The 20,388-nt window shown below is 59.3% G+C and carries 19 protein-coding genes and 1 tRNA gene; 10 read left to right on the top strand and 10 right to left on the bottom strand.

Annotated features, from left to right (window positions below; all coding sequences use genetic code 11):
• Positions 1-10: 10 nt before the first annotated feature.
• Positions 11-898, bottom strand: a complete 888-nt coding sequence (locus JNM85_10995; protein MBL8088580.1) for a prepilin-type N-terminal cleavage/methylation domain-containing protein — start codon at positions 896-898, stop codon at positions 11-13.
• A 258-nt stretch (positions 899-1,156) separates the two neighbouring features.
• Between JNM85_10995 and JNM85_10990 the strand changes: the two genes are divergently transcribed.
• On the top strand, positions 1,157-3,226 hold the full coding sequence (locus JNM85_10990; protein MBL8088579.1) for an elongation factor G: 2,070 nt from the start codon (positions 1,157-1,159) through the stop codon (positions 3,224-3,226).
• A gap of 75 nt (positions 3,227-3,301) precedes the next feature.
• On the opposite strand, the gene rplT is transcribed toward JNM85_10990, so the two are convergent.
• The 4 genes from rplT to JNM85_10970 all read right to left on the bottom strand — a co-directional run bounded on the left by rplT (position 3,302) and on the right by JNM85_10970 (position 5,044).
• A complete protein-coding gene (gene rplT / locus JNM85_10985) occupies positions 3,302-3,658 on the bottom strand; it encodes a 50S ribosomal protein L20 (GenBank protein MBL8088578.1) in 357 nt (118 codons plus the stop codon).
• Positions 3,659-3,761: 103 nt separating this feature from the next.
• Entirely contained in the window at positions 3,762-3,956 is a 195-nt protein-coding gene (gene rpmI, locus JNM85_10980) for a 50S ribosomal protein L35 (protein MBL8088577.1), read from the bottom strand.
• Positions 3,868-4,425 (bottom strand): translation initiation factor IF-3, encoded by a 558-nt coding sequence (locus JNM85_10975; protein MBL8088576.1) that lies wholly within the window; start codon positions 4,423-4,425, stop codon positions 3,868-3,870. Before JNM85_10975 ends, rpmI begins: the two co-directional genes overlap by 89 nt.
• Positions 4,426-4,573: 148 nt before the next feature.
• Entirely contained in the window at positions 4,574-5,044 is a 471-nt protein-coding gene (locus JNM85_10970; protein ID MBL8088575.1) for a low molecular weight phosphotyrosine protein phosphatase, read from the bottom strand.
• An 84-nt stretch (positions 5,045-5,128) separates the two neighbouring features.
• Between JNM85_10970 and JNM85_10965 the strand changes: the two genes are divergently transcribed.
• From JNM85_10965 to JNM85_10945, 5 genes are all read left to right on the top strand, one after another.
• The gene (locus JNM85_10965) at positions 5,129-6,169 is read left to right on the top strand and encodes a hypothetical protein (protein MBL8088574.1); all 1,041 of its coding nucleotides are present in this window, start codon (positions 5,129-5,131) and stop codon (positions 6,167-6,169) included.
• 161 nt (positions 6,170-6,330) lie between these two features.
• The gene (locus tag JNM85_10960) at positions 6,331-7,794 is read left to right on the top strand and encodes a hypothetical protein (protein MBL8088573.1); all 1,464 of its coding nucleotides are present in this window, start codon (positions 6,331-6,333) and stop codon (positions 7,792-7,794) included.
• Between the two features lie 100 nt (positions 7,795-7,894).
• Entirely contained in the window at positions 7,895-8,803 is a 909-nt protein-coding gene (locus JNM85_10955) for a ParB/RepB/Spo0J family partition protein (GenBank protein ID MBL8088572.1), read from the top strand.
• Between the two features lie 50 nt (positions 8,804-8,853).
• Positions 8,854-8,930: transfer RNA gene (locus JNM85_10950), tRNA-Met, on the top strand.
• 241 nt (positions 8,931-9,171) lie between these two features.
• On the top strand, positions 9,172-10,446 hold the full coding sequence (locus JNM85_10945) for a hypothetical protein (protein MBL8088571.1): 1,275 nt from the start codon (positions 9,172-9,174) through the stop codon (positions 10,444-10,446).
• A gap of 62 nt (positions 10,447-10,508) precedes the next feature.
• Here the strand turns inward: JNM85_10945 and JNM85_10940 are convergent, their stop codons facing one another.
• The 4 genes from JNM85_10940 to JNM85_10925 are packed head-to-tail and all read right to left on the bottom strand — an operon-like array spanning position 10,509 to position 15,136.
• Positions 10,509-11,087 (bottom strand): hypothetical protein, encoded by a 579-nt coding sequence (locus JNM85_10940; protein ID MBL8088570.1) that lies wholly within the window; start codon positions 11,085-11,087, stop codon positions 10,509-10,511.
• A 44-nt stretch (positions 11,088-11,131) separates the two neighbouring features.
• On the bottom strand, positions 11,132-11,806 hold the full coding sequence (gene radC, locus JNM85_10935) for a DNA repair protein RadC (GenBank protein MBL8088569.1): 675 nt from the start codon (positions 11,804-11,806) through the stop codon (positions 11,132-11,134).
• Positions 11,790-12,431, bottom strand: coding sequence for a tetratricopeptide repeat protein (locus JNM85_10930; GenBank protein MBL8088568.1), 642 nt, complete (start codon positions 12,429-12,431; stop codon positions 11,790-11,792). The genes radC and JNM85_10930 overlap by 17 nt, the downstream gene beginning before the upstream one ends.
• On the bottom strand, positions 12,431-15,136 hold the full coding sequence (locus JNM85_10925; GenBank protein MBL8088567.1) for a leucine--tRNA ligase: 2,706 nt from the start codon (positions 15,134-15,136) through the stop codon (positions 12,431-12,433). Before JNM85_10925 ends, JNM85_10930 begins: the two co-directional genes overlap by 1 nt.
• A 99-nt stretch (positions 15,137-15,235) precedes the next feature.
• Between JNM85_10925 and JNM85_10920 the strand changes: the two genes are divergently transcribed.
• The 4 genes from JNM85_10920 to JNM85_10905 all read left to right on the top strand — a co-directional run bounded on the left by JNM85_10920 (position 15,236) and on the right by JNM85_10905 (position 18,700).
• On the top strand, positions 15,236-16,102 hold the full coding sequence (locus tag JNM85_10920) for a carbon-nitrogen hydrolase family protein (protein ID MBL8088566.1): 867 nt from the start codon (positions 15,236-15,238) through the stop codon (positions 16,100-16,102).
• A complete protein-coding gene (gene hpt, locus JNM85_10915; protein MBL8088565.1) occupies positions 16,078-16,614 on the top strand; it encodes a hypoxanthine phosphoribosyltransferase in 537 nt (178 codons plus the stop codon). Before JNM85_10920 ends, hpt begins: the two co-directional genes overlap by 25 nt.
• Before the next feature lie 285 nt (positions 16,615-16,899).
• Positions 16,900-18,138, top strand: coding sequence for a transcription termination factor Rho (gene rho / locus JNM85_10910; GenBank protein MBL8088564.1), 1,239 nt, complete (start codon positions 16,900-16,902; stop codon positions 18,136-18,138).
• Between the two features lie 85 nt (positions 18,139-18,223).
• Positions 18,224-18,700 carry a VOC family protein gene (locus JNM85_10905; GenBank protein MBL8088563.1) on the top strand — a complete coding sequence of 159 codons (477 nt, stop codon included), beginning with the start codon at positions 18,224-18,226 and terminating at the stop codon, positions 18,698-18,700.
• Positions 18,701-18,895: 195 nt separating this feature from the next.
• Here the strand turns inward: JNM85_10905 and JNM85_10900 are convergent, their stop codons facing one another.
• A complete protein-coding gene (locus tag JNM85_10900) occupies positions 18,896-20,380 on the bottom strand; it encodes a cysteine--tRNA ligase (protein ID MBL8088562.1) in 1,485 nt (494 codons plus the stop codon).
• Positions 20,381-20,388: the final 8 nt, after the last annotated feature.

Genomic DNA, 20,388 nt, shown 5'->3' with positions numbered 1-20,388 from the left:
GGTGAGTTGCTTACTCGCAGTCGCCCTTGGTCGGGTTCCAGTAGCTGTCCTTACCCTTGTTGCGGAAGTTGTAGACCGCATCTCGAGCCGGAACGGACTTGGCACTGGAGTCTGCACGGATGATGTTCAACGAGCCGCTGTAGCGAGCTTCAATGTTCTTCATGACTGTACCGTTCGAAGCGTCATCCGGGTTGTTGTTGCCCGGAGTGTTGAAGTTCAGCGATCCGTTGCCGAGGTTCTTCCAGTACTGCGTGTAAGTGGAGCTAAGCGTCACTCCGTTGAGCTTGCAGTACGTTCCGCCGGGCATCGCTGGCAGGATGTTGTAGTACGTTGCGTCGGCGAGGACGAGCGTGTTCGAAACTTCGGCAATGCTGCTAAGGATTGTCGGAGACGCCGGCGAGGCTTCCGAACTCGGCTTCAGCACCCAGTTGTTTGCGCCATAGCTATTCTGTCCGCCGTAGCTGTGGAAACCAGGGTCCCACGTGCCCTTATCCTGGAAGTTGACCCAAGCGTTCGGGTTGCCCGGTGCGCGCCAAATTCCCTCGTTCTTGATGTAGACATCAAGCATCTGGTTGAAGAAGATGCCTCGGACGGCGCTGAGGCCCTGCGCCAACATGGTTGCAGCGCGCGGGTCACCAGCTGCCTGAAGCTTCAGGTACGTGGGGTTGATCGGTGTGGCGGTGCTCGTGTAGCGGTACGGAGGAAGGGCGTCATCCGTATCGTTGGCGTACATTTGCAGTGCCAGGCCGACCTGCTTTGACTGAGAAAGACCCGCCGTCTTCTTGGCGGCAGTCTTAGCCTGAGCAAACACGGGGAACAGAATTGCAGCGAGGATCGCGATAATCGCGATAACCACGAGCAACTCAATGAGGGTAAAAGCGTTGTTCTTGCGGTTCATGATATTAATACAGCTCTCTGACCTGAGTCGGTCTCGGTGAAAAGTAACTTCTATTAAACCTTGCTTGAGCAAGATTCGCAAGGAAAAGTTATCCCATCCCGAGGAAACCCGTATGATTCCTATTGGAGGACGAGTCAGTGAGCGAGAAAGTTCCCCCATCGCATGGGCTCGCTGCACCCCCTACCCCCTGCGCTAGAATGGCCCAAAGTCGGTTAAAGTAGGGTTAATTCGGACTAAAACCGAACAAGGAGATTCTCAGTGAAGAGATATGCAGCGGATCATATTCGTAACGTTGCCATTGTAGGCCACGGCGGCTCGGGCAAAACCATGCTGGTGGAGCACCTTCTCTACACAGCAGGGGCGACTGATCGACTGGGTACCGTCGATGGCGGCAATACCCAGAGTGACTTCGACCCGCTCGAGATTCGCCGCAAGATCAGCGTAAGCGCGACGATGCTACCCATCGAGTGGCACGATCATAAGATCAACCTTATCGACGTCCCGGGCTACCCCGACTTCATTGCCGACCTTCACGGCGTCGCCAAGATCGTCGAGTCGATGATCTTCGTATGCGAAGCGAAGCGAGACCTGGACGTCGGATTCGACCTCGCGTGGGAGATCGCCGAAAAATACGGCCTCGCGAAGTGCATTTTCATCAACAAACTCGAGCGCGACAACGCCGACTACGAAGGGCTGATCGAGACCCTGCACGCCCGCTATGGTCGCCGCATCGTCAACGTCCAGATCCCCATCGGACACCAAGCCGCGTTCGCTGGCGTGTTGGATCTCCTGGCGATGAAGGTCTACAAGGGCCACGACCGAGGTGTCGAGATCGAGGACATTCCGGCTGGTTACACCGAACAAGCCAGCGAGCGGCGCGAAAAGATGATGGACGCCGCCGCGGAGGGCGACGACGAACTGGCTCTGAAGTACCTGGAGGGTGAAGAACTCACCGAAGCGGAAATCGAGCACGGTTTGCTCGTGGGTACGGAATCCGGCCGCGTGGTCCCGGTGCTCCTGGGCTCGGCTGCGACCGGCATTGGCGTTGCCACGCTGCTCGACCGGATCATTGGCGAACTGCCGTCTCCCGTCGATATGCCGCGCCCGTGTGGCGATTCGATGCTGCCCTGCGACCCAAGCGGTCCGCTGGCCGCCTTCTGTTTCAAATCCACCGCCGACCCCTACGTGGGCAAGATCAACTACTTGCGTGTCTTCTCCGGCACGCTCAAGGTGGATATGAACGCATTGAACACCACCAGCGAGAAAGAAGAGCGACTGCATAACCTTTTCTATCCGCATGGTAAGGCGCAGGAAAATGCGACGGAGGTCGCCGCGGGCGACATTTGCGCCGTCGCCAAGCTCCAAGCGACGGGCACGAACGACACTCTTTCGACCGCCAAGGACAAGATCAAGCTGCCAGGCATTGAGTTTCCCGAGCCGATCTACCGCACGGCGATCCGCCCGGTCAGTAAGACCGACGAAGACAAGCTCGGTCCAGCTCTCACAAGGTTGCTGGAGGAAGATCCGACACTGCGCTACGACCGCGATGCGTCGCTCCACCAAGAGATTCTTCAAGGCATGGGTGACATCCACCTCGAGAGTGCCATCGAAAAGCTGAAGACTCGGTTTGGCGTCGCTGTCGCGACAGAGGAAGCCAAGGTTCCCTACCGCGAGACCATTCGCAAACCGGCCAAGGCCCAGGGTCGCCACAAGCGCCAAACGGGCGGCAAGGGTCAGTTCGGCGATTGCTGGATCACGGTCGAACCCTTGGAGCGTGGAACCGGCTTCGCATTCGAGTCGAAGGTCGTTGGGGGTGCCATCCCCAAGAACTTCATTCCAGCCATCGAGAAGGGAATTCGCGAGACCATGGATCGAGGGTTGGTTGCTGGCTATCCGGTGATCGACCTCAAGGCGACGGTCACCGACGGCAGCTATCACGACGTGGACTCGAACGAAATGGCGTTCAAAGTCGCGGGCTCACTGGCACTACGCAACGCCGCTGCGGACGCCTCACCGGTGATTCTTGAGCCAGTGCTCGAAGTGCACGTGGACGTCCCGGATACGACCGTCGGCGATGTCGTCGGAGACCTGAACACGCGCCGAGGACGCATGCACGGCATGGAGCCGAGCTCGCCAGGGCGCACAGAAGTGCATGCCCACGTCCCGATGGCCACGATGATGCGGTATGCGCTTGATCTTCGGTCCATCACCAAGGGGCGCGGACGCTTCAAGCAGGTGTTTTCGCACTACGATCCGCTGCCGGAGCAAGAGTCTCAGGCACTCATCGCCCAGTTCGAGAAGACTCGCAAGGATCACGAGGAGGACTGACCTCCTCAGGTCCACAAAACAAGCGGGGTGAGTTCCACTCGGAACTCACCCCGCTCTCTATTGGGGTTTGTGGCTTTACGCCTTGGCCGGCACGACTTGCGACACCAGTGCACGGAACGCGTCCATGTCGCTGATGGCAAGTTCGCTCAGCATCTTGCGGTTGACTTCGATTCCTTGCTTGGTGAGACCGGAGATCAGGTGGTTGTACTTCACGCCGCACATCTCGCAGGCGGCGGTAATGCGGACAATCCACTGTCGGCGAAAATCTCGCTTCTTAGCGCGGCGGTCGCGGAAGGCGTACTGGCCGCTCTTCATCACCTGCTCATTGGCACGGCGGAAAAGACTCTTCTTACGGCCCCAATATCCTTCGGCGGCCTTGATGATCTTCTTATGGCGCTTGTGGCGCATGATTCCACGTTTTACGCGGGCCATTTTTCTGTTACCTCTCTTGTGTGTATGGTTGTTGGCTGGACCGGGTCCCAGCCCTTTCGGGCGGTAGCGGTGGAGATCCAGCAGCTAGTTGCGAGTCGCGGTCCTAGATGACGAGCATGCGTCGGACGCGCTTGCGCTCTCCCTTGAAGAGCACCGGCTCGCCTTCAAGACGTCGGCGTCGGGAGTGACTCTTATTGAAGAACATGTGGCTATTCCCGCTCTTCCGTCGAGTTATCTTCCCCGAGCCCGTGATCTTGAACCTCTTCGCGGCCGTCTTGTTTGTTCTGATCTTTGGCATTTGATTTTCCTGGTACGTTCGGTTTGGGGTTCAAGATCATGATCATCTGGCGACCTTCTAGCAAAGGTGGCCGTTCGATCACCGAGAGTTCAGACAACGCTTCGGCAAAGCGGATCATCTTCTGATGACCAATCTCAGGGTGCGTGATTTCTCGCGCCTTGAACTGGCAGACTACTCGGATCTTGTGCCCCTCCTCGAGAAACTTCCGTGTCTTACTCAAAAGAGTCTGCACGTCGTTCTCCGCGATTCGCGGACTCATCTTTATACCCTTTAATTCTTGCTTTTGCTTCTTGTTCTCCTTCTCCCGCTTTTCGGTCATGTATTTATACTTGCCGTAGTCGGTGATGCGGGCGACGGGAGGCTGGGCGGTGGCTGTCACCAGCACGAGATCAAGGCCGGCTTCCTTGGCGAGATTCAGCGCCTGGCGGCTCTGCATAATGCCTGCCTGACTCCCATCGGCGGAGATCACTCGCAGGTCGCGGAAACGAAGGACGCGCTCGTTGATGTCTGGGCCCGGGTCACGTTGCGGGCGCGATCGAAACCTTCTTATTGTCTTACACCTCGAATGAGATTTCTATTCATCACGGCTATTATATCGGCAAACGTACCGGGGAGTTCTAGATCGTGCCTCGCGGGGTCAGGATCTGGAGAAGGCCGCGGCACGCTGGCTCCAGCATCGCGGCCATTTCGCTGAACCCTTCCGGGCCCCCGTAATAGGGGTCCGGGACCTCCTCTCGAGTCGATTTCGGGTCCCAACTTAGCATCAAACTGAACTCGGCGGTACCCGTCCCAAGGCGCTTAAGGTCGCGAATGTTCTGATGGTCCATGAGCACCATGTGATCGAACTCCTCGAAATCTGTGGGCCGGACCTGCCGCGCTCGGTGTGAAGTCGGACAGCCAAGCGCGCGCGCGACGGCCAGCGTCCGTGGGTCCGCTAACTCCCCGGCATGCCAACCGCCGGTGCCCGCCGAATCGATTTCAAAGAGGTCGCTGGCCCCCGCCTCTTCGGCGTACTTGCGAAACATCGCTTCGGCCAGCGGGCTGCGGCAGATGTTTCCGGTGCAGACAAACAAGACTCGGATTGGCATTGCCCTCAGTTTGGACCATGCGAGGACTAGGACCTATGACACGACCTTCCCGACAGACCGTTCATGCTTACATAGGAGACCCAGATGACTATCCATCGTTCACTCTCACTCATTGCGGCAATCGCCCTCTTCGCCACTGCCATCGCCGATGACGGACTGCTCGGCAAGCCACGCGGCGGTAAAGGAGGCGGTAATAGCGGTGGCCAGAGTTCAGGTGGCGGCGGCAATTCAGATAGCAAATCTGGCGAGCGTAACCCTCCCCCGCGTACCCGGGATTCGGACAATCGTGACAACGGTAGCCGCCGGACCGGCAACTCAGGGGGCGACGATAGTCTGATCGGGCGGCGGTCAGGACGCTCCGGGGTCATCCAGTACGGCACGAATAGCAACTCGGCCGCCCGAGGAAGAAACAACGACCGGGATGGGGATTCGCGGCAGCCCAGTACCTACCGCTTCCCTACGGACGACGAAATCGCTCAGCGCGCGAACCGCGAAGCCCGGACTCGTCCCAACACGCGCCGAGGCTACTACCACTACGACTCTAACTGGCGCGATGACAACTTCTCGTACCCCTACTATCGATTCGACTACGACGATCGGTGCGTCTTCTCGCCATGGTACGCGTACCCGCATTTGCCAGGCTACGTCAGCGGAATCCGGATCAGCATCAACCTGCCGCACTGGTCGTTCACCTACGACGATCGCGAGTGCGACTGGCGGTACCAGGATCGATACGACCGGTATGACAGCAACTACGAGCTTGACGTCGCAGTCCGGGATTTGGTCCGAACGTTTGAGCGGCGCGATATGCGTGCTTTGGACTCGATGCTGCCGCGTCGGTCGCGCATCGCAATCCGGAATGAGAACGGGCGGGCTTACAGCATTAACTCTGACGACTTCTATGACCTGATGAACGACGCGGTGAACGGAACTCGGACTCGCCGATACGCGATCGAGTCAGTCCGCGAAGGCCGCGGCGGAGCCCAGATCGTCGCTCGCCACGAGTTCGACGACCCATGGGGTCGCCGCGACGCCGTCTACCACCAGTACATCTTAGAAGAGGACTACCGTGGCGGTTACTCCATCGTTGAGTTCGGTACCTACCGAACCAATCCGTGCCGCTAGTTCAAGACCACCATCAAATGCTCGCCCTGCCCATCTGCGGCAGGGCTTTTTTGCGTCTCACCCAATTGGGCCTCAAGTTTTTCCACAGTCACTCCTAGAATTCACATGTCGCTGAAGGAATTTTCGAATTTTCCTTGGGCGCTGCATCGAAGGAGTCAACCTTGAGCCTGCGGATCAATACAAACATTCAAGCCATGGGCGCGCTGCGCAACCTCACCCAGACAGTTGATATGCTGGGCGGAAGCATCACGCGCTTGAGCACCGGTCTTCGCATCAACAGCGCGGGAGACGACCCAGCGGGTCTGATCATCAGCGAAGGGATGCGGTCCCAGCTCAAGGGTCTGGATCAAGCGATCCGTAACTCGCAAGACGCCGTCAACATGGCGAAGACGGCTGAGGGTGCCCTCGACGAAGTACAGCGCCTGCTGCGTGATATGCGCGGCATCTCGGTCCACTCCGCCAACACGGCAGTCGTCGATTCGGCCCAGCTACAGGCCAACCAACAGCAGATCCGCTCGTTGGTGGACTCCATCGACCGCATTGCCCGCACGACTCAGTGGGGCAATAAAAAGCTGCTTGATGGCACTGCGGGTGTTTCGGCGGCCATCACGAATTCCACCATCGCCCAGAGCCTGTACGTCGGAAGCTCTTTCGGCGGCTACACCGTTCAGAACGGCAACGTCACGCTGGCCCAAACCACCCCAGCCTCCGCAGCCGCGCTGACCGGCGGTGCTACGTATGCCACCGTCAACACCACGATCGCAACCCCAGGCACGTTCGTCCTGAACGGCTACAGCTTCACCAGTAACGGAACGGACACCGTCCAGTCGATGATCAACAAGATCAACGATCTGTCCGGTCAGACCGGTGTTGTCGCGAGTGCAGTGGCGGCAGGTCCAAACGTGTCGATTCGGCTCACGAACACCACTCCCGGTTCCCAGTTTCCGATCAACCTGAGCGACCCGAGCGGCATCATCCACACGACCGCAACGACTGCGCTCACTGGGGTGAACGGCGTATACAACGTGACTGCGACCACGACCAATGGTGCAACCACCGTCGCATTCCAGGGTGGACGCGGCCCCGGCGACTCCGGTTTGAAACTCACGGACACGTACGGCAACGTTCTCACTCTGACCGCAGGAGGTAACCAGAACTGGCCAGGCGGTACCGTCAGCATCGGCACCATCTCGAGCGGCGCTGTTCAGTTCCAGATCGGCGCAAATTCGAACCAGAGTGTCCAGTACGCCATGCCAACGGCCTTCGCAGCCAACCTCGGGACCGCTGCGATTGCGGGACAGAGCATCGGTTCGCTCGACGTTACGAATCAAGCAGGTGCCAACCAGGCCATGCAGATCATTGACGCGGCGATCAGCCAACTTGCCACGATGCGCGGTGACCTCGGCTCGTTCCAATCAAACTTCTTGGAGAGCACCGTTCGATCCCTTGGCGTCGCCAAAGAGAACCTCACCGCGGCGGAAAGCCAGATTCGCGATGCCGACATGGCATCGGAAATGACACGGTACACGCAGTTGCAGATCCTGCAGCAAAGCGGTATGTCGATGCTCGCCCAGGCGAATCAGCAGCCCCAGTCGATCCTCAGCTTGCTGCGAAACGGCGGATAATTTCCCCGCATTCAAAGCGAACGGCGCATCCTTGGAGTCATACTCTGAGGATGCGTTTTCTTCGTTTGGCAAACGAACCTTCTTCTCAAGGACTTGTTCGATGAGAAGGGGTCTCGGCAAGGGTCTCAGCCACCTGATGACGGACCGCGCGGCGGTCTCCGCGCCCAAGGAGAAGCCCAAGGCACCCGTCGCCAAGGCACCTAAGACTCCGGTGGCGGGCGCTAAGGAAACAACCGTCTTGCCCACTTCGCTGATCGTAGCGAACCAGCGCCAGCCGCGCACCCAGTTTGAAGAAGACAGCCTCAAGGAACTTGCGGACTCCATCCGCGCCGTCGGTGTGATCCAGCCGCTCGTCGTGCGCCCCGTTGGCACCGATAAGTACGAGCTCATCGCTGGTGAGCGCCGTCTCCGCGCCTCAAAGTTGGTGGGGCTGAAGGAGGTGCCTGTTCACATCCGAGCGGCGAGCGCACAAGCCTCGCTCGAGATGGCGCTCATCGAGAACATCCAGCGTGAGGACATCTCGGCCATTGAGTGCGCACGCGCCTACGAGCAACTCCAACGCGAGTTCGATCTCACCCACGAAATGATCGCCAAACGGGTCGGAAAGAGCAGGCCCGCCGTCGCGAACACTATGCGTTTGCTTCGGCTTCCGAATGATATTCAAGATGCGCTGCTGGACGGTAGTGTGAGCGAGGGCGTCGTGCGCCCCCTCTTGGCACTGCCCACGGCTGAAGAGCAACTTGACGCATACGAGCGGATTATCCGATTCTCTCTCAACGCACGACAGGTCGAGGCTCTCGTCAAGGGAATGATGACGGCCAAGCAGGACAAGGTTAAGGAAAAGCGAAAGCTGGATCCAAATCTGCGAGCCCTAGAGTCGAGCCTTAGCCAGTACTTTGGTTCGAAGACTTCCCTGCAGACTTCGAAGAAGGGCGGAAAGATCGTCGTGGCATATGCTTCGGATGACGAACTACAGCGGATTCTTGATACGATGGGCGTGCGCCTGTAAGGCCCTGCTTGCAGTTACAGCCCCCGCCCGGCCATAATAGGTTTCTGCTTGGCGGCGTAGCTCAGTTGGTTAGAGCAAACGGTTCATACCCGTTAGGTCGGCGGTTCGAGTCCGCCCGCCGCTACCATCTCACTCATTGACTTGCACTGCCTGTCGTTTGCATGATCATCGTGATGATTTGCGGTCCTCTATGCAGTAGTCACTTTGAGTTCAGTTTGAACTGAGCTTTTCCGCCGAATGCGCGCCATGCGCATTATTCGCGCATAAACTCCGAAACGGCGAAGGTAACATTCGCGCCCTCACCAGAAAAAGGTGTCGTACACTCTTAAGGTTGGGTTAGTCCACCGTCCTCCGGAATACAAGAAGCTATGAAGAAACTTGTCTATGTCGCCGTCGCTTGCAGCGTCGCAAGCATCAACTTGGCCTTCACTTTCACCATTGGCGCCAGTGGGGCAAATCCGTTCCAGTTCCAGTGGTTTGAGCCCGGCCTCTCCATGTGGATGCAGGGAGGCTTTGGCAACTCCACTTTCAGCCCCGGCAAGCTGGATTTCGGCGGCAAGGACTATGCCTACCAGATTTCGGCTTGGTACCGAGCAAAGCGCACGTCCGATTCGGGCCAGCCGCGTGAGTACCAGGTGTGCCACTTCGATGTCTCCACCCAGGCTTCGCCCAGCACAGGCATTGCCCATGCGTTTGAAGAAGTCAACGGAGTCGGCAACGTGCTGGACTTCGACTACGTCTTCACACTCCGCTCGATGGGTCCCAAGCAGGCCGTTCTGCACATCGACTGGAAGGTAACCAACAAGAAGACCGGTGCCGCGGACATCTACGATGTCAACTACTTCCCTTATCTGGACATGCAATGCCACTCGGCTGAGAACTTCAACGATACGTTGGTTTACAACACGGGTCAGCAGATGTTCACCTACACCAACACGAATAATGCAAATCCGCAACTCTTCGTGCGGGCCATGTCGCCCGCGGTTTCCGCCTATCAGGCGGGCTTCTACCAGAACGTGCGCACGGTCCTGTCAAACATGGTCAAGGATTCGATCCTGAACAATCAGGTACCGCCGAGCTTCTATGCGGACGACCAGGCAACCGACTTCCAGCACATCTTCCGACTGCAGCCCGGCGCATCCCAATCGGGCGTATCGGCAGTTGGGGTCGGAATTGTGCCGACCGAGCTCGCCCCTGCAAGCGGAAACGCCATGCTCGGCGGCTTCCTGGGAGATCCAAGCAAGCAGACGATGCGGGTTCAGCTGTACCAGCCGGGCACAAGCACGCTCGTCGAAACGATCGACGTAGCAGGTAGCGCCAGCGGGAATTTCAACACAACGCTCATGAGCCGCGGGAGCTACGATATCACGGTCAAGGGCACCCACTGGCTCAGCCGCAAGATCTCGAACGTCAACGTGACGAATGCCGGGCTGAGCGGATTGAACTTCGGAACCCTCATCAATGGCGACATCAACGACGATAACACCGTCGATCAGTTCGACTATTTGCGACTGAGCGCCGCGTTCGATACGGTCAAGCTTGACCTAGCCTACGATGCGATGGCGGATCTGAACGGTGACGACACGGTCGATCAGTTCGATTACTTGATCATGTCGGAGTCGTGGGAGATGGTCGGCGAGTAAAGCTCGCACAAACCAAGGCGGGTGCGCTTCCCATTTTGGGGATTGCACCCGCATTTTTTTGTTTACTTCTTGTCTTCACGGGATTCGCGCAGGGCGCGGAGGAGTTCACCTTGGCTAAGCGTCATCGTGAGGTCGCTGCGGGTCCGCTCGATGACCGCACGCAGCGCGTCGCACGTGCGCCGCAAACCACCCGTTAGCCCGTCCGGATAGTCAAATGTAATGAGGTCGTCGTAGATCGACTCCATGACCTGAAGAATCCGTTCTGCGCTGTCGTAGCGCCCGCCGCGGAGTTCGTCCAGCAGGTAGCGCCGGACTTCACTCGCCGCCTCGCCCATCCCATTCAGGTAGCTCGTGACCTGCACGCCCAACTCCTGGGGAGACGGAATGGGCTTCCCAAGGGTGATCGCCAGCACGGCCGCCGCTTCGACCATCTCTTTCTCGGCGTCCTGCAGGTAGCCAGCGTAAAGAATCTCAGGGGTTGCGGCCACCGCTTGCCGCGCTTTGCGGCTCATGCTTCGCGCCTCGGCCACCAGGGTCTCCGCCGCATCGAATTGCTTACGATGGACGTGCCGGATCGCCTTGCTCGAAATCTGGATGAGCGCCCGCGACTCTTTCAGTGCGGCCTCGCGTGCTTGATGCATCCGATCAAGCGTGGGTCTTAGGTCTTCAATAATCTCTTCCCAATTCATAGGACACCGCGCGCCGCCAGACTCACCCAGTCGGCGTGCCCAATTATGACGTGGTCGAGCAACTTTACATCCAGCGCCTTGCCAAGCTCGCTGAGCCTGAGCGTGATGTGCAGGTCTTCCGGGCTCGGTTCCGGATTGCCGCTGGGATGGTTATGTACCGCGATGATACTGACCGCCCCTTCGCGGATCGCCTCGCGAAAGACCTCGCGTGGGCCCACCACCGACATGTTTACCGTTCCAATGTGAATCGTTCGTATTCCGATGACGCCGTTCTTGGAGTTCAGTAGAGCGATACAGAAGTGCTCCTTCCGTTCATCTCTGAGGTGGGCGAACAGTTGGACAATGTCCTCGGCGTTGGAGATCGTTCGTACTTCCCCTTTGGCGGAGACACCAGCGCGCCTGCCGATTTCGATGGCCGCTAGCAAACGGCAGGCCTCGTAGCTGGAAACTCCAACTTGATCCACCAGGTCGCCCGCTCCCAGGTCGCCGAGGAGGTTAATCCCGTACCGACGGACCAGGGCACGCGCACTATCCTCGCTCTTGATGGCTCCCGCCTCGTCTGCGCTCATCGCGACGGCAACTAGGTCTACCGGCGATGCGCTGCGAATCCCCAAGTGGCGCATTCGCTGCAGAGGCCCGTCCTGAGCGTCGTCCTTAGGGGCTTTTGTCATCTTCGCTCTTGCTCATCGCCACGAGCTTGATGAGCTTATCCAGCCGCGGCGGGTGGACCGGGATCTTCTTCGCCTCTGCCACGAGCTCGTTCACGCGCTCCGGCTCACGGGTCTCCAGCCGCACCATCAATTCACTGGTCAGATAGTCCACGTTCTGCGGCTCAAGCGTTCGCGCCTCCTCGATGAACTCAAGCGCTTTGCCGTAGTTGCCCTGCCCGTAGTGAGCAAGCCCCATGTCGCCATAGAGCTCTGCCAGCGACACCCGATCGTTGGCCCCCTCGCACACTTTGCGTGCAGCCTCGAAATACTTGATGGCTCCTGCATCATCCTCGACCGCCAAATTCGCCTTGATCGCTCCCAGGTAGTGTCCCGGCTGCTTGGGATCGTAGGCGATCATGCGGTCGAAGAGCTGCCCCGCTCGGATGAGCCCGTTCTTTTGGACCTCGTCAAGCATGACCCCGTCTCGGAACTGCTTCAATGCATCCAAGCTAAGAGTCTTCGCCTCCTGCTGAGCGGCACGGTACTCGGACTCACTGGCGATTGCTGGCGGCCCCTCGGGAGCTGCTGGGGCACACGCGCCAAGCACCAGCAGACCAAAGAATAAAGCGTACGGATTTGATCGCATCAACCCACCACGATATTCACGAGCTTACCGGGGACGACGATGACTTTTCGCACCGTCTTGCCGTCCGTGTGGGCGCGCACCCGCTCGCGAATGAGCGCCGCTGCCTCGATCTCGGCAGGGGTCGCTGACGCAGGGACATCAAAGCTGTCTCGGAGCTTGCCGTTGACCTGAACCGCGACTGTGATCGAGTCCGCTGCTGCAAGCTCGGGGCGAGCCACCGGCCAGTCAGCGCAGTACGTGAAGCCCGACTTGCCCATGGCCGTGGACCAGATCTCATCGGCAGTGTGGGGCGAGCACGGGCTGAGCACCAGAATGAGCGACTCCATCGCCTCGCTTAGGGCAAGACGGACGCCTTCGTTGGGCTCGGGAGCGGACTTGCGCAGATCGTTGTAAGCGTTCATAGCGCTCATCATCGACGAGACGTACGTGTTGAACGCGAACCGGTCAATGTCGCGCGTCGCCTTGTCGATAAGCTGGTGCGTCTCGCGGCGAAAAGCTCTCGCGGTGTCGTCCAGCTCTATGGTGTCGATCCGGTCCTTCCAAGTCGGATCGTAGAGCGCGGCATCTTCTGATGTCCACTTGAAGACTCGCGAGAGGAACCGGACCGCCCCTTGCATCGCTTCGTTCGACCACTGCACGTCAGCGTCGAACGGTGCGACGAAGAGCTCGTACATGCGCAGAGCGTCTGCACCGAACTGCTCGACTGCCTCATCGGGTGTGACGACGTTCCCCTTGCTCTTGCTCATGCGCGCCCAGCGCCACATCAGCTCGTCCTCGGGCATGGCCTTTGCTTCTTCGAAGCTCACGAGCACACCATCTTCGCCGATCTGCAGGGTTTCTCCCGGCCGCGGCTTGCGGTAGGGCGTCATCGCCAGCACCTGCCCCTGGTTCTGCAGCCGCCGGAACGGCTCCTTCACCTGGACGAGGCCCAGGTCGTAAAGCACCTTCGTCCAAAACCGGGCGTATAGAAGGTGCATAACCGCATGCTCGGCCCCGCCGACGTAGGCGTCCACCGGCATCCAATACGCGGCCTTGGCGGGATCCCAAGCCTCCTCATCGTTATGCGGATCGATGAATCGCAGGAAGTACCAGCTGCTGCAGGCAAAGCCGCCCATGGTGTCGGTTTCACGCCGTCCCAGCGTGCCATCGGCGGTGGTGACGTTGACAAACTCGTCGATGCGCGACAATGGGCTACTTCCGTCATCACTGGGCTCGTAATTGGCGACTTCGGGCAGCGTGACCGGAAGCGAGTCGTCCGAGACGATCTCCATCGTGCCGTCGCCGTCATAGACAACCGGGATCGGGCAACCCCAGTAGCGCTGCCGGCTGATCAACCAATCGCGCAGTCGGTACTGGATCTTCCGCTGTCCGAGTTCACTGGCCTCGATCCACTCGCCCAGTTTTGTGGCGGCTTCGGCGGACGGCATGCCCGAGTACTCGCCAGCGTTGATGAGGGGCGCGTCCTTGGAAATGAACGCGTTTCGGGCGCACTTCGGGTCGGCGTGATAAGCCTCGCGTGTAATCCCTTGCTCGGCAAGCCACTCGTCGCTCGGATCCTGGATCGCGACCACAGGGATGCCGAATTGCTTGGCAAACTCAAAGTCGCGCTGATCGCCCGCAGGCACGGCCATGATCGCCCCGGTCCCGTAACCCATCAGGACGTAATCGGCGATGTAAACCGGCACCTTCTGGCCGGTAGCCGGGTTGGTTGCGTAGTAGCCGGTGAAGACGCCGGTCTTCTCACGACCCTCTGCCTGTCGGCTCGTCTCCGACATCGCCACCGCTTCGCGCTGGTACGTGCGCATCGCCGTCGCGTGTTCTGCACCGGCCATCTCGATGAGTCGATCCACAAGGGGGAGTTCCGGTGCTAAGACGCAGAACGACATGCCGAAAATGGTGTCGATGCGCGTGGTGAAAACGCGGAAGCTCAGCGGCTTGCTCGCCGGTCGGTCTGAATCGAGATCGACGGCACGGTCGTTACCGATCCCTGGTCCCGACAGCTTCATCTCGAACTCGACGCCTTCGCTTCGACCGATCCAGTTCCGCTGCTGATTCTTGATGCCATCGGGCCAATCCAGCTCGTCCAGGTCGTCGATCAGTCGCTGGGCGTACTCCGTGATCTTGAAGAACCACTGCGGGATGGCGCGCTTCTCGACTGGCGTTCCGCACCGCTCGCACAGCCCGCCAACAACCTCCTCATTCGCGAGCGCGGTGAGATCCTTGGGGCACCAGTTGACAGCGGCGAGAGACCGAAAGGCAAGCCCCTTCTCGTACAGCTTTATGAAAATCCATTGTGTCCAGCGGTAGTAGCGAGGATCGGAACTGTAGAAGCTGCGCGACCAGTCGTAGCTGTTTCCGATGAGCTCCATCTGGCGGCGGTAGGTTGCTCCGTACTCTTCCACCATCGCGCCGGGGTGCCGTTGCCGCTTAATCGCCTCGTTCTCAGCGGGCAGGCCGAACGCGTCGAATCCCATGGGGTGCAAGACGTTATAGCCCTGCATGTACTTCATTCGGCACAAAACATCGGTCGGGATGTAATTGCGGCAATGCCCGACGCTCAGGCCCGCGCCACTGGGATACGGAAAGAAATCGAGCCCGTAGAACTTTGGCCGCCCCTCTTCTTCACGGGTTCGAAAGAGATCGGCCTCCTTCCATCGCGCCCGCCATGCGGCCTCAAATTGGGAGGGTTCGTACCGGTCTGCCATGCTGACAAAGGTTGTACCCAAGTTCAAGGTGACCTCGCGGATGGACTCCCGTGTAACATACGGGGGTGATCACGCGGGCGATATGGAAGGAGTGAGAGAATGGTGAGAGTTGCATCGGTACAGAGCAGCGTGGTCTTTGGGAACCCAAAGGCGAACACTGACTTTGCCATCGAGCACCTCCGGTCGCTCGCTGCCGAGAAGGTGCAACTTGCCGTTTTTCCCGAGTGCTACCTGACCGGCTACTGCGCAAACTCCGAGGACGAAGCGCGCGGCATCGCGATTGAGTGCAGTCCTGATTCTTCCTACTTTGCCCGCTTGCAAGCGGCGGTCGACGAGCTTGAGATCATGGCCGTCATTGGCTTCGCAGAGGAATCGGAGGGCAGGCTCTACAACTCAGCAGCACTGCTCCAACCCGGCCTCCCGCTGCAGGTCTATCGCAAGCTACATCTTCCCTTCATTGGATTCGACCGGTTTGCGACTCCCGGCGACGAGCTACCACTCTACAATACGGCCGTGGGCCGTATCGCGATCCTGATCTGCTATGATCAGCGCCCTCCCGAAGCGGCGCGTGCACTCGCGCTGGAAGGGGCCGACATTCTCTGTCTTCCAACAAACTGGCCGATTGGTGCGGAAGTCTCCGCCGACCACGTTTGTATCGCCCGTGCTGCGGAGAATCGAATGCACGTGATCACGGCCAATCGCATCGGGTCGGAGCGCGGAACTGACTTCATCGGCCGGAGCAAGATTATTGATGCCAGTGGTGCAGTGCTTGCCTCGGCGAGCGACGGCTCGATCACATTGATCGCCGACCTCGACCTGGAGCGAGCGCGCGACAAGCATGTGGTGATCAAGCCCGGCGAGTATGAGTACGACGTGCTGGGTACGCGTCGACCGGACCTGTACACGAAGGTGCAGGTGAGCGGGCATAATGACCGCACCGCATGCGCTACGACGAAACCCATCTAACTCCCCTGCTCACCGAAGACCAGATCGTCGCCCGGATTGCCGAGCTGGTTGCGCAGATCGAGGCCGATTACGGCGACGAACCGATCATGCTTGTCGGAGTTCTCAAAGGCTCGCTGTACTTCCTCGCCGACCTCTCACGCCGCCTGGGCGACCGAATCACGGTGGACTTCGTCCAAGTCAGCAGCTACGGTAACGCCAAGAGCAGTAGCGGCGTCGTACAGATACGCAAGGACTTGGACAAGTCGATCGAAGGCGAGCACGTGCTCATCGTCGAGGACATTGTCGATACCGGCCTCACGCTGAAGCACCTCAAGGAGTTGCTTGGCACCCGACGTCCGAGGTCCCTCCGCGTTGTCACGCTGCTCTCCAAACCCGAAGCCCGTGAGCACGATGCGCTCATTGATTACGTTGGTTTCGAAATTCCGAACGCCTTTGTGGTAGGATACGGATTAGATTACGCAGAGCGGTATCGAAATCTTCCTTACATCGCGATACTGAACGAATCTGCCTAGTCCCTTCCCTTGCTTTCTCCGCTGGTCGGCGTAGTCCGTCTCGTCGGAATCCTGGGAGGATCACCTGCCCCCACTTTCTCACACACCGAGTCTCCTATGACAAAATCTGGCACACCAATGACCCACACTTTTCGACCCCGCGGAGGCGGTGGAGGCGGCGGCTCGCAGGGCAACCGCAAGCGAGGCGGAGGCGGAGGCGGCAAAGGACGCCAGGGCCTTCCAAACATGGACCAGGCCGGCGACCTGGAGCAGATGCCTGAAATCGATTTCAACCACTTCGACCGGATGACCGCGACGGACCTGGCCAAGGAATGCAAGAAGGCAAAGATTGATCTGAGTTCAGACCGCAGCGCCGTGATCGAGATGCTGCTGGAAAAGACCAACGCCGAGCAAGAAGCAATCTACGGCAAAGGGATCCTTGAGATCCTGCACGATGGCTGGGGTTTCCTCCGCCGTGACAACTACGCCCCTGGTAACGCCGACATCTACGTTTCGCAGAGCCAAATCAAACGCTTTGCTTTGCGCCAAGGTGACATCGTCTTCGGCCTGATCCGAACTCCCAAAGAGGGCGAGAAGTACCGCGGGATGCTGCGCGTCGAGAGCGTGAACGGCCTCGGCACCCAATCGCCTGAGATGGCAGTGCGACGCGATTTCGAGAACCTGACACCGTTGTTCCCCGATGAGCGCATCCGAATGGAGATCGGTCCGGAGAGCATCGTCGCTCGCATTATCGACTTGATCGCGCCAATCGGAAAGGGATCGCGAGGACTGATCGTCGCGCCACCCAAGGCTGGTAAGACGACGATCATCAAGACGATCGCCAACTCGGTCGCCATCAACCACCCCGAGGTCTACCTCATGGTGCTGTTGGTGGACGAGCGACCGGAAGAAGTCACCGACATGAAGCGATTCGTCAAGGGGCAGGTCATCAGCTCGACATTCGACGAACCGGCCGAGAACCACATGCGGGTTACCGAGCTCTGCCTCGACCAAGCCAAGCGGCTCGTCGAATCGGGCCGCGATGTCGTCGTGCTGCTCGATTCCATCACCCGTCTTTCGCGCGCTTCGAACTTGACCATCAACCCAAGCGGTCGCACCCTCTCGGGAGGTTTGGATCCTGCTGCTCTTTACCGCCCACGCCGATTCTTCGGTGCGGCGCGAAACATCGAAGAAGGCGGCTCGCTTACGATCATTGCCACCGCCCTCGTCGAGACCGGCTCGAAGATGGACGAGGCGATCTTCGAAGAGTTTAAGGGCACAGGCAACATGGAAATCGTTTTGGATCGCGAACTCGCCGAGCGCCGTATTTGGCCAGCCATCGACGTCAAGCGATCAAGCACTCGCCACGAAGAAGCACTGTTCGACAAGAACCAGTTCGACGGCGTGGTGCAGCTGCACCGATTGCTCGCGAACCAGGACAAGAGCTACGAGGCAACCGACTCGCTCATCAAGCTCCTGAAGAAAACGCCCACGAACGCGGTCTTCCTGGAGAGCGTCCTGCAAAAGGTCCGCGCGACCGTCTAACCACTCGACATCATGAGCGGTACCGGCCCGATGGACCCAGTCCATCGGGCCGTTTGCTTGGCCATGGGTAGCATGGGCAAACACCATGGGACCGAAGAACATTATCTGCCTGTGGTTCGAAGCGGACGCCGAAGCAGCGGCCGAATTCTACGCTGCGACGTTCCCTGACAGCCGAGTCACCGGGGTGAATCGCGCGCCAGCCGACTTTCCGAATGGCAAGAAGGGAGATGTCCTGACCGTGGATTTCACCGTCATGGGGATCCCGTGCATGGGCCTCAACGGGGGTCCTTTCTTCAGCCAGTCGGAGGCGTTCTCGTTCCAAGTCATGACCGAGGACCAAGAAGAGACTGACCGCTACTGGAACGCGATTGTCGATAATGGCGGCCAGGAGAGCGCGTGTGGCTGGTGCAAGGACCGCTGGGGAGTCTCGTGGCAGATCGAGCCGCGAACGCTCATTGAGGGTCTGGCAGCGGGCGGCGAACAGGCCGAACGAGCCTTCAACGCGATGATGACGATGGGCAAAATTGACGTCGCCGCGATTGATGCGGCACGAAGAGGTTAAAGGCTGTGCCGGCCTTCCTGGGCTCCTGAGCTAAGAGATCGTCCGCAGCGCATTCTGACCCATCTGCCGGGGGAGACCCAGCCTGATCGCGCCACTCAGCCTCGTCGAGGTCGGTACCGGTCTGTGCTACGGCAAAGCGGTCGTGGATGCCCAGGGCTCGGAAGTCACCGTCTCTTCTGGACGGAGCCTGCACACTTAAACGAGCGCAGACTTCTTTTTCCAGGTCGTCCCTTCCGGGGTATCCCGAAGCTCAATGCCCATCGAGTCCAACTCCTGCCGAAGCCGATCCGCCTCAGCGAAGTTTTTGGCCGCTTTAGCCGCAGTCCGTGCTGCCACGAGCGCGCCGATCTTGGCCTCATCCACTGCGCCAGCGCTCGATTCCGCAACGGCCTCGTCATGCTCGACGATCCCCAGCAACGCGTTGATTTGTCCAAGAAATCGCACGGCAGCGCGACCGGACGCAGCCGACAAGCCGTCGCCCTCACGCAAGATGACTTTGGTACCTTCAAGCGCCTTGGCGAGCGCAACTGACGTGTTCAAGTTGTCGCACATGGCGTCGAGCGTCTCTTCATAGAGCTCCGAAAGAGTCTCGCCAATCGTGTCTTCACCGGTCCGATCTGCAGCGATTGCGGCATCCGCCGCTATCCGGCAGAGCCGGTACCGCTCAACTTTTGAACTCGCATCGCGAAGCAAGTCCAGCGTGAAGTTGTGAGGCGTGCCGTAGTTCTGGCTGATGAGAGCGTATCGTAATCCGAGTGGATCCGCGCCCTTGCCTTCCACTAGGTCCCGAACCGTGTAGAAGTTGCCCAGACTCTTCGACATCTTCTCGCCGTCAACCTGGAGGAAGCGCGTATGCATCCAATGCCGTGCAAACGGCTTGCCGGTGAGCGCCTCGGACTGTGCGATTTCGCACTCGTGGTGCGGGAAGATCAGGTCTTCGCCACCCGCATGCAGGTCGATCGTCTCGCCCAGATAGGCCATCGCCATGACGCTACACTCCAAGTGCCACCCGGGGAATCCCCAGCCCCACGGGGAATACCACTGCATCAAGTGCTTATCGTCCTTTTTCCACAAGGCAAAGTCGGCGGGGTGTCGCTTGTTCGTATCCTGCACCACATCGCGCACGCCGGTCATCAGGTCGTCGCGATTGACGTTCCCACTCAGCTTGCCGTAGTCGGCGAAGCTCTCCACTGCGTAGTACACGCCGGTCGGAGTTTCGTAGGCGTTGCCGGTTGCGATGAGCTGCTCCACTGCAGCGATCTGCTCGCGCATGTGCTGCGTGGCCTTGGGCCACACCATCGGCCGGGAGAGGTTCAGCTTCAACCAGTCGGACTTGAAGCAGTCGGCGTAGTAGTCGGCGAGGTCCCAGACATTGGCAAACGCCTGCCCTTCTTTCGACTTGAGACCCTTTTCCATCCGGTCTTCGCCGCCATCTTGATCCTCGCTCGTCAGATGTCCAACGTCGGTGATGTTGCTCACGTAGCTGACGGTCCAGCCCAGTGCACGCGCGGTGCGGCAAACCAAGTCGCCGGTCAAGAAGGTTCGAAAGTTTCCGATGTGCGCGAAGCTATACACCGTCGGGCCGCAGGAGTAGAACTTCAGGTGGCCCGGTTCGGACAGCTGCACCTCCTCAAGATTGCGCGTAAGGGTGTTATAGAGTTGGAGAGTGCGGCTTGCCATGCAGTGTG

It is taken from the genome of Chthonomonas sp. (assembly GCA_016788115.1).
In the GTDB taxonomy this organism is placed as follows: Bacteria; Armatimonadota; Fimbriimonadia; order Fimbriimonadales; family Fimbriimonadaceae; genus UBA2391.
Note: the sequence above shows the minus strand (reverse complement) of the source record. Positions and strands in the feature narration are given on the sequence as shown.